The following is a 14,301-nucleotide window of genomic DNA, read 5'->3' as shown; positions in this document are numbered from 1 at the left end:
AAATTCGGCTATTTGCTTGAATAAGGGACTTGGAGTTCCCTCCCTTCGTAAGGTTGGGCATCCCTGTTTGGGATAAGCGTATTTAGCATGACGATTTATCCAAGCTGATCTTCAGGACTTTCCCCCACTTTTTTAAGACAGAATCCCAAGAGGTAGTGATTCATTTGCTGTAGACTGGTCCTAACGGCAATCAATTTTATGGGTTTTGTTATAAAAGGAGCTGAATGTTCTTGACGCTGGAAAGCGCTGCGCAGAAGGTATGGACGGCAATGACAAAGGATCACAGCGGTAATTGGGGCATGGATATTCATCAATGGGATTGGGTGCCGGGTGTAGGATTAATCGCGCTGCTGGATTATTACGAAGCCACGCGCAAACCGGAAGTGTTGTCCTATTTGGTGGATTGGACCCAGCGGAATAAGGAAAAGGCGAAAGGGAGCAAGGTCATTAATTCAATTGCCCCATTTGCTATATTTCCGGCTTTGAACCAGCTGCTGGATGAAGCATGGTACCGGGAGGAAGCGATCCGGATTGCCGAATGGATGATTGCGGAGGCGCCGCGGACGAGAGAGAGGGCTTTCGAACATACCGTGACGGAGAATGTGGAATTCTCAGAGCAGGTGTGGGCGGACACTGTGTTCATGGCGGTCTTGTTTCTGGCCCGCACAGCGTCGCTTGTTGGAAGCAAGAAATATGCAGAGGAGGCGCTGCAGCAGGTGCTCGTTCATCTCAGTCTGCTTCAAGACGAGAAGAGCGGCGTGTTGTTTCATGGTTGGAATTGCAATTCCGCGGACCATATGTCGGCTGCACGGTGGACAAGAGCGAATGCGTGGGTTGCGGCAGGTGTTCCGCTTATCGTGAAGAAGATCGAGCCCCTTGTTACGATCCCTGATGAACTCAGAATGAGATATGGCCAATTGATTTCAGGACTTGCCGCTTATCAGCAAGCGGATGGTTTATGGGCCACCGTGATGGATCATCCTGAGTTTTACCGAGAGGTTTCAGGGAGCGCTGGTATAGGCTACGGCATTAGGAAGGCTATGGACATTGGTCTCATTGAGCGTAACGATCGGTATGATGCCGCCGTTGAACGGGCTTTGGCCGCCGTGCTCGCTACTATTTCGGAGGATGGCGTTGTATCGGGCGTATCCGGAGGAACTCCGGTGATGAAGAGCATCTTCGCCTATCAAGAGATTCCACAGTATCCGACTTTGTACGGCCAGGGACTAGTTCTCATGCTGCTGGCTGAATCGATGCATAAGCAGGGAGGATGACGTGAGGTGTTACGCATTGCAAGAATGGGAATCCACGTACGTCCCAACAGCTGCGCGGCTTCCCAAACCTTTGTTTTGCACACTAACGTGAGAAAGACAAACTAGAGGGTCTGAGCAGACTTTCTGGTTTGTCTGTATGTCTCTCCAAACTCAATCTCGCTGCCTTCTGACAGCTTCTTTGCGGTACTGCTTCGGCGTGTGAGATGTGCCCTTTTTGAATACGTGGAAAAAATGGGAAATATCACCAAACCCCACGTCCGCCGCGACTTCCGTTACAGGCAGATCGGTTTCCACCAGAAGACGTTTCGCCTTATTTAAGCGGTAGTCGCTCAGGAACTGCTTGATCGTGCTGCCAGTTGTTTCTTTAAACAAATTAAACAAGCGGGAGCGCGAGACGGGAAAATGCTCAAGCAGGTCGTCGACATGCAGCTCGTCTTGATAGTGCGCAATCAAGTAGGAAAGTACGTCCCCGATCAGCTGCTCATCCTCGGACCTAGGGGATCCCGAATTTGCTGCCCCGCCTTCTAAACCAAGAAGCAGAAGAAAAAATTCCGTCATGCATCTCAGGACGTTTAATTCGAAGTACGGCTTCTTTTCCTGGAGCGTTTGCTCCAAATCAGCGAGCAGTTTTTGGAGTTGATCCAGCTGTGGAACGGTTAAAAAGTAGTGGCAAGATTCAGGATGCATCGCCTTTAATAATCTGGAGATCGATAAATCGGTCGTTCGGCAAATGTCATGGAGCCCCTCCATATAAGTCTCATTAATGGAAAGGACGTACCTGTGGAAATCTTTGTCGCGGATGTGGAACGGCCGATGGATCACACCTGGCTGGATGACCGTCAACGTCCCGGCATGCAGGGGATACAACTGATTGCCAACCATATATGAACCTGTGCCTTGACGTACAAAATAAAATTCATATCCATTATGGGAGTGCAGCAGATGCTGATGAAGCGGCGTCGTTCGAAGCTCGCAATGTATAGGATATTCCGCCAGAAAATGATTCGTAAAGTCGTCGATGGCGTAATTGCCGACTAACTCATGAACCGATTGATCCACGAATTTCGCCCCCTAGTGAGAAACTTCTATTTCCCGAGAAATAATTTGTCATAGAGGGGAGTTCACCCCGCCAAATATATTGCCGCGAGGAAGATTAGCTGCAGCACCGTTCGAACTAGTAAAGCGGGCGTAGACTTACCGCCAATCGTTAGTTTACTGCGGGCAGCGTGCACATTAGCGGGGAACATAGCGACCAACAAAACCATCAAGCAAATGGAGGCAACGCGAGAGGTTGCTGGAAAAAGGATGCCGATTGCACCTGCAATTTCCAGGCAGCCCGTGACAGTGACAATCAAATCCGGTCTTGGGAAAAATTGCGGAACCATGCGTATGAGGTCAGGCCGTCTTTTCCCCCAGTGGGCGGAGGCGGCTAGAAGCAGCATGACGGCGACGGCTCCTTGCAGCGGCGTATGCCATCCATGGAAATGGGAAATACCAAGAATGCCTAGCACCCCAAATATCAAATAAGAGACCAGTAGCGCATAAAACGGAATCATTATTCGTCCTCCTTCTTACTCTACAGTAACTCAATCATGAAACGTGTGAATTCTTCAATTTGAAAAGAATTATATAGACCGACCATCGGTTTGTAAATAGATTTAATTCCACAAATTGGATTGCATTTTACGCGGCTTGGACGGTCAGAAATGTTATGTTAACTCCGAAGTGTATACGGTGTCAGGTCCAAACAACATACTGCAGCATATAGGGGTCGTACATCTTGCAAAGGCGAAGAGCAATTCGTGGTAAATTGGAAAAAATGCTGTGGTTAACTCCTGCACTTATTTTCGGAATTGGAATTCTTCCAAACATTGCGGGCAGTTTATGGTGGGATGCCTTCGGAGTGCTTCTATTTGTGGCCATCGTGATCATTTGCGGCGTGGGTTTGTATCAGGGGGATAATATCATAGAGTAGAGTAGAGTAGAGTAGAGTAGAGTAGAGTAGAGTAGAGTAGAGTATAAAACTGTCGAATGCTGCACCAGCGTCTGGCGGTTTTTGTCTTATTTGTTTAAAAAAAATTAATCTAATTCTAATAAAAAATTAATCATTTTGCTCTATCATGGATTTAAGGGAGTTGATAGATTTGACATCTTCTTACTTCGATCAATGGCTGGATGAGTATAATGATTATTTGAGGTTATACGAGATTTTTGGCGATACGGAATACTTGAATGAAGCTTTAGAAATACGCAATAGTTTGCAAGTGATTGTAGCTAGGGCCGAACAACATAAATTAATCGTTTCGAAAGTCATGAGCAGTCAGATCCACGCATTTTGAATAGCATGATAGAAACGCGATAATGAATAAACAGACTCTGCGCATCCAGGTGCGTAGAGTCTGTTTTCATATATTCAGCTATTCCATCGCTGCTTCCGATTGTGTACCGGGCTCGGCAGTTACGTCCTGCTTCTGTACGCCGAGGATCGTAACAAGCACCGTCTCAGGGTCGGAGAGCACCTCAACTTGCTTAGGAACCTTGAGATCGGCAACGGTGAGATGTTCGCCAATGCGCAGCTCGCTAAGATCCAGCGTCAGGGATTCCGGCAGCTTGTTAGGCATGCAGCGAATCATGACTTCATGCGTTTCTACTTGTAGAATGCCGCCTTCCTTAGTACCTTTGGCTTCGCCCGTAAAGTGAACGGCGACGTTCGTATCGAGTTTTTCTTTCATATCAATTTGCAAAAAATCAATATGCAGCAATTGACCTGTCAGAGAATCCTTTTGTACATGATGAATGATGACGGATTCTTTCGTTTTAGAAGGTAAAGCTACTTTCAAAATGGCATGCGGATTGCGTTTCAGTGATGCGCGGATCTCTTTTTCCGGGACGGTAACATGCTCGGAATCCATACGAGAGCTGTAAACAACAGCCGGAATATGACCTTGTTCTCGCAGTTTTTTCACAGGACCTGTTCGTTCAGATAGTAAAATCGTTGTACTCATGTTCTGCACCTCCGTAGCGTTGTATAAAGCGGCGTTCAGCCCTACAGTCATTTACCCGCTTATACAAGCTCTGAAACAGGAAATAAATAGGAAGTTTTTTTTCGTTTTGGGCTTCTTTATCTCTTCATTTGAGAGTAAAATAGAGGACAAGAGGAGGATTGATAAAGGATGAGTACACTGAAAAGTTTCACTGATTCCGATCAACAGATTTCGTTGGAGTTGAGAGATGATCATCTGACTGTGCTGCGTTTGTACGGTGAAACGTCCATTTACCCTTTCAAAAATATTACTCTTGCCTCTGAGCCGATCCCAGAATATCCACAGAACCAAGTGGCGCTTACAGTTATTGATTTCAACACTGGTGTAACCGATTTCAAATTTTCTTCTAGTAAAAATGATTTTGAGATTTTCGTCCGAAAGCTGATTGAAGTTCATAGTGAGTTTGTACCCAATTATTAAATCTCAGATAAGTGAAGTATACGGTGAGGATAGGCGAGGCGACTCGTTCTATCCTTTTTCTATATGATGGTTATACTGATTCCGGAACACCTCAGGAGTTAATCCGACGGATTTCCGGAAGGTCGAAATGAAATGCGAAGCATCAAGAAAGCCGGTTGATTCCGCAATTTGTTTAATGGTCTGGGCATGCTGGGTAATCAAGAGCTCCTTTGACTTCTGGAGCCGCAACTGCAGCAGGTACTGATAGGGAGATAGGCCAAAGGCTTTGCGAAATAGCGTATTGACGTGCTGCGGGCTGACACCCAGCTCTTCTGACATCCACGTTAGGCCGACGTTAGCTGAAGCAAAGTTTTGCTCCAATTGAAACAGCAGCGGGAGTAACCGATCGTGGCTTTGGGAGAAGGATGCGCTTTTGTTGACGTTTCCATGCTTTTTGAGCAGGGTGAGGAATTGATAAACTTCGAGTGAGCCGTTCATTCCGGTGAAGTCATAACTATAGCGGTATTTTTCATAAAAGTATTCGTGAATATTGGCAAGCGGAGTATCAAATCCCCAACTGACCTGTGTGGACATCGGGATCTCCAAGGCATAGACGATGGAGGCAGCGAGTGCGCCGTCGAAGGTTACATACCAGGTTGACCATTGGGGTGAAAGTACTTTGTATTCATGCGGAACGCCCGCGGCTAGCAGCATGCCTTGATTTTCGCCGAGTTTGACGGACCCGTTATCGAGGATAATTTCTCCGGCGCCTTCAATCGTTTGCAACCAGTGAAAGCAGGGATATCCTTCTTCCCGCTTGTAATATTGCTGCTGATTCTCGTATCCGACCGTTTCCAGGATCAGCGGAAGCTTCCGGTCCGTTTCTGTAATGACGAAAAATTTTCTGTAATCTATAGTCATCTGGAGGAAATCCATCTCTTTCATTTTTTAATATGCCATGCGTAGTATCTTATATTTTAAAAGAAATTATTGTCCTGTACAATAAATACATCCTTGATGAAATTTATACAACCCTAATGAAGCGAGGTTTTTAACCGATGGCTAACAAATTCGTGTATACCCCACCTGCAAACGGGTTCCCGGAATGGAATAATAATCCTCAGATTTATCAATTGAATCGTTTGGAAGCGCATGCAACGTTAATGCCATACCGCGCGGAGACTGAAGCGCTTGCCGGTGTTCGTGAAGCATCCGATTTGTATCAGTCCTTGAATGGCACCTGGAAGTTTCATTTTGCCGAGAATGCACAGGGACGTCCTCATGAATTTTATAAGAATGACTATGACTGCAGCGGCTGGTCCGATATTGCTGTGCCATCCCATTGGCAGCTGCAGGGCTTTGATTTTCCGCAATATACGAATATCATCTATCCATGGGTCGGCCACGAAGAGGTGAAGCCTCCCTTTGCACCTGTGAAGTATAATCCTGTCGGCTCGTACTCCCGCAGCTTTACGATTCCGGCATCTTGGGCGGAGCAGCCTGTCTACTTGAGCTTTCAAGGCGTTGAGTCGGCCTTTTATGTGTGGGTGAACGGCGATTTGGCGGGTTTCAGTCAAGATTCCTTTACCCCTGCGGAGTTTGATATTACGCCATATTTGGTCGAGGGTGAGAATAAGCTCGCTGTCGAAGTGTACCGCTGGAGCGATGCCAGTTGGCTGGAGGATCAGGATTTCTGGCGTTTGAGCGGTATTTTCCGCGATGTCTACCTGTATTCCACACCTGTCACGCATATGGCGGATTTCAAAGTGTTGACGGAGTTGGATGATGCCTGCGAAAATGCGGAGCTGCGTATTCAAGCGAAGGTTACGAACTATGGTGCCCTTGGCACAGGGGCGCGCCGCGTAGAGGCTGTGTTATATGATAGTGAGCAGAAACCGGTATGGGCTCCGCCTTGCTCCGCAGTAGTTGAAGTGAGCGGCACTCCTATGCAGGAAGTGGAGCTGTCCGTCAAGGTGGAACGACCGGCGCTCTGGAGCGCAGAGAAGCCCAATCTTTATACGCTTGTGTTGAGCTTGAAGGATGAGAGTGGATCACTGCTGGAAACGGAGAGCTGCAAGGTAGGCTTCCGTAAGTTCGAAATTCACGACGGTTTGATGAAAATTAACGGCGAGCGAATTGTTTTTAAAGGCGTTAACCGCCATGAGTTTGATACGGATCGCGGCCGCAGCGTTGATAATGCCAGCATGCTTGAAGATATTTTGCTTATGAAACGATTTAACATCAATGCGGTGCGTACTTCCCACTATCCGAATAATCCCCGTTGGTATGAATTGTGTGACGAATATGGGTTGTATGTGATTGATGAAACGAATCTTGAAACGCACGGATCTTGGAGCTATGCCCAGGAGGAAGAAGGCGAGACGGTGCCGGGAAGCAAGCCTGAATGGACGGGAGCTGTTCTGGACCGGGCGAATTCCATGCTGCAAAGAGATAAGAACCATCCTTCGATCGTCATTTGGTCGCTGGGGAATGAGTCATGGGGCGGGGATAATTTTATTAAAATGCATGACTTCCTCCGTGAGGCCGATCCATCCAGAGTGGTCCATTATGAAGGTGTTTTCCATTGCCGAGCCTCAGATGCGGCCTCTGATATCGAGAGTCAAATGTACTCCAAGATTGACAAAATTGAAGAATACGCCAGAAATAAACCGAAGAAACCGTTTATTTTATGTGAATACAGCCATGCGATGGGAAATTCCTGCGGTAATTTATTTAAATATTGGGAGCTGTTTGATCAGTATCCGATTCTCCAAGGCGGCTTTATTTGGGATTGGATCGACCAATCGATCCGTACGACAACGCCTGAAGGCGTGACCTATCAGGCTTATGGCGGGGATTTCGGGGATACGCCGAATGATGGCAATTTCTGCGGCAATGGATTGATTTTCGCAGATCGCACGCCATCGCCAAAAATTTATGAAGTAAAGAAATGCTATCAAAATGTGAAAATTGCAGCGCTTGATCTGGCGAAAGGCCAAGTGTCGGTGACGAACCAATACTTGTTCACAGATCTCAGCGAATTCGATTGGACGTGGACGATCGCACACAACGGTGTCATTGTAGGGGAAGCGAAGCATGGACAATATGCCGTGAAGCCAGGGGACACTGCGACGATTGAATTAGCATTGGAACAGCACGAGGCCGTTCTGCCCGATGATGAGTTCGTTTTAACGCTCAGCCTCCAATTGAAAGAAGACACCTTGTGGGCTTCCAAAGGCCATGAGATCGCATGGGAGCAGTTCTTGCTTCCGGTTCGTAAAGCGTGGGCTCATGCAGATTTGGTTGCGCAAGCGGAATCAGCCGCTGCGGTAACTGAGGTAGAAGCAGTGAAAATTACTTCGACTGCTGAGGCGATTACTCTGAAAGGTGGCAATTTCTCGCTTCAATTCCATGCAGCTACCGGTGATATTATTTCTTATCAGTACGAAGGAAGCGAGTTGTTCCTGATGGGTCCAGCGCCTAATTTCTGGCGTGCTTACACGGATAACGATCGCGGCAACCAGCATCATATCCGATGTGCCCCTTGGCAAGGAGCAGGCAGCGGAAGAACGCTGCAACGTTTGCAAGCAAAGTCCGCTGTGGATGGCCGAGTAGAAGTGCAAGTTGATTATGAACTAGCCACGGTGCCTGTTTCTAAGGTGAAATTGGTTTACACAGTATCGCCGAATGGGGAAGTGGAAGTACGTATGGAACTTGTTCCAGGCGTTAACCTGCCGGAAATCCCGGAAATCGGCGTGATGCTGGAGTTGGACCGCTCCTTCCAGCAATTAAGCTGGTACGGCCGCGGGCCGCACGAAAACCATTGGGATCGCGCCGTCGGAGCTAAGCTGGCAGTGCACAGCGGAACCGTAGAGGAGCAGTTCGTTCCATATTTACGCCCGCAGGAATGCGGAAATAAGACGGATGTACGTTGGGCGACCTTAACGAATGATGCAGGACGTGGGCTTCGTATTAAGGGGCTGCCAACGGTCGAATTGAATGCTCTGCCGTATTCGCCTTCGGAATTAGAAGCCCATGACCACACGTATAAGCTGCCTGTCAGCGATAAAGTGGTGCTGCGCGTGAATTACAAGCAAATGGGCGTTGGCGGTGATGACAGCTGGGGGGCAAGAACACATCCCGAGTTCACGCTGTTTGCCAATCGCACATATGCGTATTCGTTCACTTTCAAAGGAATTTAAGCTTAAAAAGCAACAGGCGTATACACACAAAAAGCCGCTCCGATACCATGTATCGAAGCGGCTTTTTCTTTGCGCTAAATGCCGTGCGTGCTTCACGAAAATTTAGTGAGACATAGCGCCTTGTTCCTGCGTCGGATCGAGCTTTTCTTTGCTCATCGCTATTGCGCATAAGAAGGCGATAACAGCGGGAACGATCGTCCATGCGAAGGTGAGAACGATGGAAGAAGATAGTGCGCTTGAGATTTTTTCAAGGATAGGTGCAGGAATGTCCAAGCGCTTGGTCGGATCCAGCAAGGTATGCGGATCGCTCGTTGCCATGCCGGCCGGCATTTCACCTTGACCCGCAAAGGCGTCCGTCAGCTTCCTCGTAAATGCGTGGCTTTGAATAATACCGAAAACGGTAATTCCGAGCGTCATCCCCAAGGAACGCAGGAAGTTCAGCGTCGACGAGGCTGAGCCGCGCTGTCTTGCATCAAAAAGATGGATCGCAGCGTTGCTCAAAACGGAAAAGGAAGCACCGATGCCGAGTCCCACGATTACCATGTAAATGGTTACGAGCCAGCGTGGTGATGCAGGCGATAAAGTTGTCAATAAAGCTACCCCGCCAACCAGAATGAGCGTGGTAGGAATCATAATGGTACGGTAACTCACTTTGGTCATTAAGAAACCGCCGCCTGTTGCCGTTACAACGGAACCCAGCATCATGGGCAGTAAAACTAAGCCGGAATTGGTCGCAGTCCCGCCTAGAACTCCTTGAATGAAGATCGGGATATAGACTGACGCTGTGATGAACGCTGCGCCGCTAAAAATAGCAACCGCATTGCTGGATGCGTACAAACGGCTTTTGAACATGGCAAAAGAAATAATCGGTTCGGCTGCTCGGCGCTCCACGAGGATGAAGATAATCGCCAGTACGGCAAACAGTGCGAACAAACCGAGGATCACAGATGAATCCCACGCATATTTTTTGCCGCCTAATTCAAGAGCGAACATGATGGAGACAATGGCGCCCACGAGGGTAATCGCACCCCACCAATCGATTTTTTGCTTGGAATGCTCCACCGATTCGCGATAAAAGAAAGCGATAAAGATAAAGGCGATCAGACCAAGCGGCAGGTTAATGTAGAAAACCCATTTCCAGTTCACATAATCGGTAATATAAGCGCCAAGCAGAGGACCGAAAATACTCGACATGCCGAATACCGCTCCGAACAATCCGCCCAGCTTGCCACGGCTCTCCAACGGAACGGCATCGAACATGATCGTGAAAGCGATCGGTACCAGCGCGCCGCCGCCGATTCCTTGAATTGCGCGATAAATACTGAGCTCAATGATGGAATTTGCTGTTCCGCATAAAATGGATCCAAGCATAAAAACGAGAATACCAAAAATGAAAAACTTTTTGCGCCCGTACATATCGGACAATTTACCGAAAATCGGCATGCCGGCCATTTCAGCCACCATATAAGCGGAAGTGACCCATACGAATTTATCCAATCCGCCTAATTCCCCGACGATGGTACCCATAGCTGTAGCTACAATGGTGTTATCCATAGCGGCCATCAGAATGCCTAGCAAAAGCCCGGCAAGTACAATGCCTATTCCTTTATTTTTGTTCTGAGCAGACATAAAGTGGAGTTTCCCCGCTTTCTTTTTAAATAATCGTAACGTGAGTGAGATTTGCTTTTAAGCCTTTTAACAACGCATATGTCCCTTTATCCATTTTGGCCCCGTCAAAAATCGTTTTTTTGACATCGGTTTTGAACGAACAGCTTTGAAAGACGGCGTTGCGGAAAGAAGTTCCTTTTAAACCTGTATAATGAAACGTAGTTCCGGTAAAAGTTAGGTTATCCAAACATGCGCCAGATAACTCTGAAGAACTGAAGTCCGTCTGGTCCAAAATGCAGTTCCGCAAAGACGCTCCCTTAAGGCTGGACTTCTGAATCTTGGCTTTGGTTAAATTGGCGCCGTCAAAATGAACGTGGTCTAAATTACTGCATTTAAAAGAAGCATTCGTTAAGTCTGACAGGCTAAAATCTGAGCCCTGCAGGTTGCTGTAATTAAACTTCCCGTCATGGACCTGAATAGCTTTCAAATCGGACTTTTGTAAATTCTGTTTGGAAAAATCAATGCCAATGATTTGCTGCAGTTTAGTCGTGTTGGCATGAATGCTTTGGATCAGCTCAGAAATTTCGCCAATGGATGCGATCGTTCGTTCGAAAGCAGCTTCTTCATTAAGGCCATCCTTTTGCAAATCGATAAGTCTTTCCTGCAAATCATGTGAAAGCTCTTCTTTTAGTTCCCTAATGGGTTTCAAGTCTTCATAATCTGAAAAAATATCATCCAAATAAGCAGATAGCCTTGAATTCATGTTGATTCCGCCTTTCTTATATGAGTAAATTGAGAATGCTCTTGGCATGCTCCCAATTCCGCTTGTTCATATGATAAGTTTCTAAGCCTTTATCGGTGATTCGATAGTATTTCCTTCTGCCGCCTTGCGTTTCATCCCCCCAGTAGGATGTAATGCTGTCTTCTTGTTCCAGCCGCTTAAGACTGGAGTACATGGTGGCTTCCTTCAGTTCGTATTCTCCGCCAGAGGTCACTTGCACGAGCTTTGAAATTTCATAGCCATACTTATCACCTGACATCAGCATCTTAAGAATAATGCTGTCGGTATGTCCTCGAATAAGATCGGACGTTATTTTCAAGTCGACGATAACCCTCACCTCCTGGATTACAATATAAATTATATTACTTCGTCTGTCAAGGTAGTTCGGTCCGTGTTACACAACTTTCATTGACCTCCCCCATAGAGGATGTTAAGTTAGGTATATGGTTAGCCATAATACAGCAATTTCAATCGATAGGAATGTTTCTATTTAGAAAGGTGGTTTTGATCGTGGCAATGAATCCAGCGCAAACCGTTGTAGGACTTGTAGGTACGGGTGTCATGGGTAAAAGTATGGCAGGTCATTTTATGCAGGCAGGATATCAGGTTCACCTTTATAATCGGACAAAATCCAAAGCGCAGGAGCTCATTGATCAAGGTGCTCATTGGCAGGAATCGCCTGGGACGTTAGCTCAGAATTGTGATGTAATTATTACGATGGTAGGTTTCCCAAGTGATGTGGAAGAAGTCTATTTAGGCGAAAATGGGATACTGCATAACGCCAAGCCGGGCAGCTATGTCATCGATATGACAACGTCCTCTCCAAAGCTTGCCCAGAAGATTGAAGATGCGGCGCGCACCCGCGGGTTATATGCACTTGATGCGCCAGTTTCCGGTGGAGATGTAGGGGCAAAAGAAGCAAGACTCTCGATCATGGTTGGGGGCTCGCGTGAAGTTTTCGAAACCATGCTGCCACTTTTTCAAAAGATTGGTACGAACATCGTTTATCAAGGGGAAGCAGGCGCAGGCCAGCACACCAAAATGTGCAATCAAATCGCGATTGCCAGCAATATGATGGGCGTAGTTGAAGCCCTTGTTTATGCCGAAAAGTCAGGGTTAGATCCTACTACGGTGTTGAAAAGTATAGAATCAGGCGCCGCGGGCAGCTGGTCCTTAAGCAACCTGGCCCCTCGAATGATTGCCGGTAATTTCGCGCCTGGCTTTTATGTCAAACACTTTATTAAAGATATGAAAATAGCACTTCAGTCGGCGGAAGAAATGAATGCGAAATTGCCAGGACTTGCGTTAGCCAAATCACTGTATGAGCAGTTGGCTGCCGGCGGTGATGAAGACAGCGGGACGCATGCGTTATATAAATTAGTAAGCAAACTCTAATCGAATGTGTCGGGGGAGAGGGGATGTCCGTGAAAATTGTCATCGCGCCTGATTCATTTAAGGGCAGTTTAAGTGCAAAAGAGGCCGCTCTTGCGATCGAGAGAGGCATTCGCAAAGCAGCTCCCGATGCGGAAACCGTACTCGTTCCGATGGCTGACGGCGGGGAAGGAACGGTAGATAGTTTGGTCAGCGCGACGCAGGGGACCACAGTCCAAGTGACTGTTCGCGGACCCTTGCTGGGCGATGTGCAAGCCGAATATGGCATTCTTGGTGACGGAGAAACTTGTGTCATCGAAATGGCTACGGCTTCGGGGCTCATCTTAATCCCTGAGGAGCAGAGAAATCCTTGGCTTGCAACAACTTATGGAACCGGGCAGCTCATTAAGCATGCGTTGGATAGCGGGTATCGCAAGTTTATTCTGGCGATTGGCGGCAGCGCAACCAACGATGGGGGCAGCGGCATGCTCCAAGCGCTCGGGTTAGGACTTTTGGATGCTTCTGGGCATCCTGTCCCATATGGCGCACAAGGTCTTTCGCAAATCAGGCGCATTGATGCTGCTGATAGGGATGTGCGCATTGAACAATCGAGCTTTACGATTGCTTCAGATGTGGTCAACCCGTTTATTGGCCCGCAAGGTGCTTCCTATGTGTTCGGCCCGCAAAAGGGCGCGACCCCTGAGATGGTGGAAGAGCTGGACAAGGCGCTCCATCATTGGGCGGATATCATCGAGGCACAGACGGGCATCGCCGTTCACAATCTGCCTAGCGCAGGGGCGGCGGGTGGTTTAGGAGGCGCGTTCCAAGCTTTTTTTCCCACCAGCGTGCGGCGCGGCGTTGAGATTGTGATGGAAACATGCAGCCTGCATCAGCATTTGCAGGGGGCCGCTCTTGTATTTACGGGAGAAGGCCGGACAGATGCGCAAACGGCTTCTGGTAAAGCACCCATGGGCATCGCCCAGGCTGCGCAGAAGAAAGGCGTTCCTGTTTTTGTGCTGAGCGGTTCAATTGGGCAAGGCGTGGAAGCCTTGTTTGAGCATGGTATCACGAGCATCCATAGTATCGTGAACGGACCGATGTCGCTGCAAGAGGCAATGGGCAGGACCGATGAGCTGCTGACGCAGAAAGCGGAGCATGTGATGCGGACTTATCTCGCTGCTTTGCGCGGCTAGGGATTCAAAAGGGACATACTCAGAGAAGTCAACTTTTCCTAGTATACAAGCGTGAAACTATTGAAAAAAAGTCTGCTTAACTTCCGACGGATGTTCCGGAAGTTGGGCAGACTTTTTTCAACACGCCAGAATTTATATGTTTTTGGGGGAAGCGAAGCTTACCCCTTATTTAGCATGCAGCGATGTTTTACATCGCTACAGGTGCTGCGCCGCGGCGCACACGTGCAGTAACGATGTTTCTCATCGTTACAGGAGAGAAAAGGCCAGACTGCCTGGCCTTTTTCGGCATGCAGCGATGTTTTACATCGCTACAGGTGCACCGCCGCGGCGCTCGCGTGCAGTAACGATGTTTCTCATCGTTACAGGAGAGAAAAGGCCAGACTGCCTGGCCTTTTTCGGCATGCAGCGATGTTTTACATCGCTACAGGT

General features: G+C 47.9%; 14 protein-coding genes. 7 read left to right on the top strand and 7 right to left on the bottom strand.

What is annotated here, in order from left to right; all coding sequences use genetic code 11:
- The first annotated feature begins 230 nt into the window (after positions 1-230).
- Positions 231-1,274 carry a glycoside hydrolase family 88/105 protein gene (locus tag J2Z65_RS09365; RefSeq protein ID WP_167053354.1) on the top strand — a complete coding sequence of 348 codons (1,044 nt, stop codon included), beginning with the start codon at positions 231-233 and terminating at the stop codon, positions 1,272-1,274.
- 150 nt (positions 1,275-1,424) lie between these two features.
- On the opposite strand, the gene J2Z65_RS09360 is transcribed toward J2Z65_RS09365, so the two are convergent.
- Positions 1,425-2,333: a helix-turn-helix domain-containing protein gene (locus tag J2Z65_RS09360; protein WP_167053356.1), complete on the bottom strand. Its 909-nt coding sequence runs from the start codon at positions 2,331-2,333 to the stop codon at positions 1,425-1,427.
- 62 nt (positions 2,334-2,395) lie between these two features.
- The gene (locus J2Z65_RS09355; protein WP_167053358.1) at positions 2,396-2,830 is read right to left on the bottom strand and encodes a DoxX family protein; all 435 of its coding nucleotides are present in this window, start codon (positions 2,828-2,830) and stop codon (positions 2,396-2,398) included.
- Between the two features lie 224 nt (positions 2,831-3,054).
- Here J2Z65_RS09355 and J2Z65_RS09350 point away from each other — a divergent pair, with 224 nt between their 5' ends.
- Together J2Z65_RS09350 and J2Z65_RS09345 are read left to right on the top strand one after the other, a co-directional pair.
- Complete coding sequence (locus J2Z65_RS09350) at positions 3,055-3,249, top strand: hypothetical protein (RefSeq protein ID WP_167053360.1); 195 nt, start codon at positions 3,055-3,057, stop codon at positions 3,247-3,249.
- A 169-nt stretch (positions 3,250-3,418) separates the two neighbouring features.
- On the top strand, positions 3,419-3,613 hold the full coding sequence (locus J2Z65_RS09345; RefSeq protein ID WP_167053362.1) for a hypothetical protein: 195 nt from the start codon (positions 3,419-3,421) through the stop codon (positions 3,611-3,613).
- A gap of 78 nt (positions 3,614-3,691) precedes the next feature.
- Here the strand turns inward: J2Z65_RS09345 and J2Z65_RS09340 are convergent, their stop codons facing one another.
- On the bottom strand, positions 3,692-4,279 hold the full coding sequence (locus tag J2Z65_RS09340) for a 50S ribosomal protein L25 (RefSeq protein ID WP_167053364.1): 588 nt from the start codon (positions 4,277-4,279) through the stop codon (positions 3,692-3,694).
- Between the two features lie 168 nt (positions 4,280-4,447).
- On the opposite strand from J2Z65_RS09340, the gene J2Z65_RS09335 reads away from it, so the two are divergent.
- Positions 4,448-4,738 (top strand): hypothetical protein, encoded by a 291-nt coding sequence (locus J2Z65_RS09335; RefSeq protein WP_167053366.1) that lies wholly within the window; start codon positions 4,448-4,450, stop codon positions 4,736-4,738.
- Between the two features lie 48 nt (positions 4,739-4,786).
- On the opposite strand, the gene J2Z65_RS09330 is transcribed toward J2Z65_RS09335, so the two are convergent.
- A complete protein-coding gene (locus J2Z65_RS09330; protein WP_167053368.1) occupies positions 4,787-5,638 on the bottom strand; it encodes an AraC family transcriptional regulator in 852 nt (283 codons plus the stop codon).
- A gap of 137 nt (positions 5,639-5,775) precedes the next feature.
- On the opposite strand from J2Z65_RS09330, the gene lacZ reads away from it, so the two are divergent.
- Positions 5,776-8,919, top strand: coding sequence for a beta-galactosidase, LacZ type (gene lacZ, locus J2Z65_RS09325; RefSeq protein ID WP_167053370.1), 3,144 nt, complete (start codon positions 5,776-5,778; stop codon positions 8,917-8,919).
- A gap of 102 nt (positions 8,920-9,021) precedes the next feature.
- On the opposite strand, the gene J2Z65_RS09320 is transcribed toward lacZ, so the two are convergent.
- Genes J2Z65_RS09320 through J2Z65_RS09310 form a run of 3 tightly spaced genes read right to left on the bottom strand, consistent with a single transcriptional unit; the run spans position 9,022 to position 11,636 of the window.
- Positions 9,022-10,548 (bottom strand): MDR family MFS transporter, encoded by a 1,527-nt coding sequence (locus J2Z65_RS09320; RefSeq protein ID WP_167053372.1) that lies wholly within the window; start codon positions 10,546-10,548, stop codon positions 9,022-9,024.
- 25 nt (positions 10,549-10,573) lie between these two features.
- Positions 10,574-11,290, bottom strand: a complete 717-nt coding sequence (locus J2Z65_RS09315) for a pentapeptide repeat-containing protein (RefSeq protein ID WP_167053374.1) — start codon at positions 11,288-11,290, stop codon at positions 10,574-10,576.
- Positions 11,291-11,306: 16 nt separating this feature from the next.
- Entirely contained in the window at positions 11,307-11,636 is a 330-nt protein-coding gene (locus J2Z65_RS09310; protein WP_167054361.1) for a helix-turn-helix transcriptional regulator, read from the bottom strand.
- Positions 11,637-11,824: 188 nt separating this feature from the next.
- Here J2Z65_RS09310 and J2Z65_RS09305 point away from each other — a divergent pair, with 188 nt between their 5' ends.
- Together J2Z65_RS09305 and J2Z65_RS09300 are read left to right on the top strand one after the other, a co-directional pair.
- Positions 11,825-12,703, top strand: coding sequence for an NAD(P)-dependent oxidoreductase (locus J2Z65_RS09305; RefSeq protein WP_167054364.1), 879 nt, complete (start codon positions 11,825-11,827; stop codon positions 12,701-12,703).
- Between the two features lie 29 nt (positions 12,704-12,732).
- Positions 12,733-13,872 carry a glycerate kinase gene (locus J2Z65_RS09300; RefSeq protein ID WP_167054366.1) on the top strand — a complete coding sequence of 380 codons (1,140 nt, stop codon included), beginning with the start codon at positions 12,733-12,735 and terminating at the stop codon, positions 13,870-13,872.
- The last annotated feature ends 429 nt before the right edge of the window (positions 13,873-14,301 follow it).

The sequence above is a fragment of the Paenibacillus aceris genome (assembly GCF_017874035.1).
Lineage (GTDB): Bacteria > Bacillota > Bacilli > Paenibacillales > NBRC-103111 > Paenibacillus_E > Paenibacillus_E aceris.
Note: the sequence above shows the minus strand (reverse complement) of the source record. Positions and strands in the feature narration are given on the sequence as shown.

What these genes read in the sequence shown, in the direction of transcription:
- J2Z65_RS09355 (WP_167053358.1), bottom strand. Translation starts at nt 2,830, where the DNA reads ATGATTCCGTTTTATGCGCTACTGGTCTCTTATTTGATATTTGGGGTG.
- J2Z65_RS09305 (WP_167054364.1), top strand. Translation starts at nt 11,825, where the DNA reads ATGAATCCAGCGCAAACCGTTGTAGGACTTGTAGGTACGGGTGTCATG.
- J2Z65_RS09335 (WP_167053366.1), top strand. Translation starts at nt 4,448, where the DNA reads ATGAGTACACTGAAAAGTTTCACTGATTCCGATCAACAGATTTCGTTG.
- lacZ (WP_167053370.1), top strand. Translation starts at nt 5,776, where the DNA reads ATGGCTAACAAATTCGTGTATACCCCACCTGCAAACGGGTTCCCGGAA.
- J2Z65_RS09320 (WP_167053372.1), bottom strand. Translation starts at nt 10,548, where the DNA reads ATGTCTGCTCAGAACAAAAATAAAGGAATAGGCATTGTACTTGCCGGG.
- J2Z65_RS09315 (WP_167053374.1), bottom strand. Translation starts at nt 11,290, where the DNA reads ATGAATTCAAGGCTATCTGCTTATTTGGATGATATTTTTTCAGATTAT.
- J2Z65_RS09330 (WP_167053368.1), bottom strand. Translation starts at nt 5,638, where the DNA reads ATGACTATAGATTACAGAAAATTTTTCGTCATTACAGAAACGGACCGG.
- J2Z65_RS09340 (WP_167053364.1), bottom strand. Translation starts at nt 4,279, where the DNA reads ATGAGTACAACGATTTTACTATCTGAACGAACAGGTCCTGTGAAAAAA.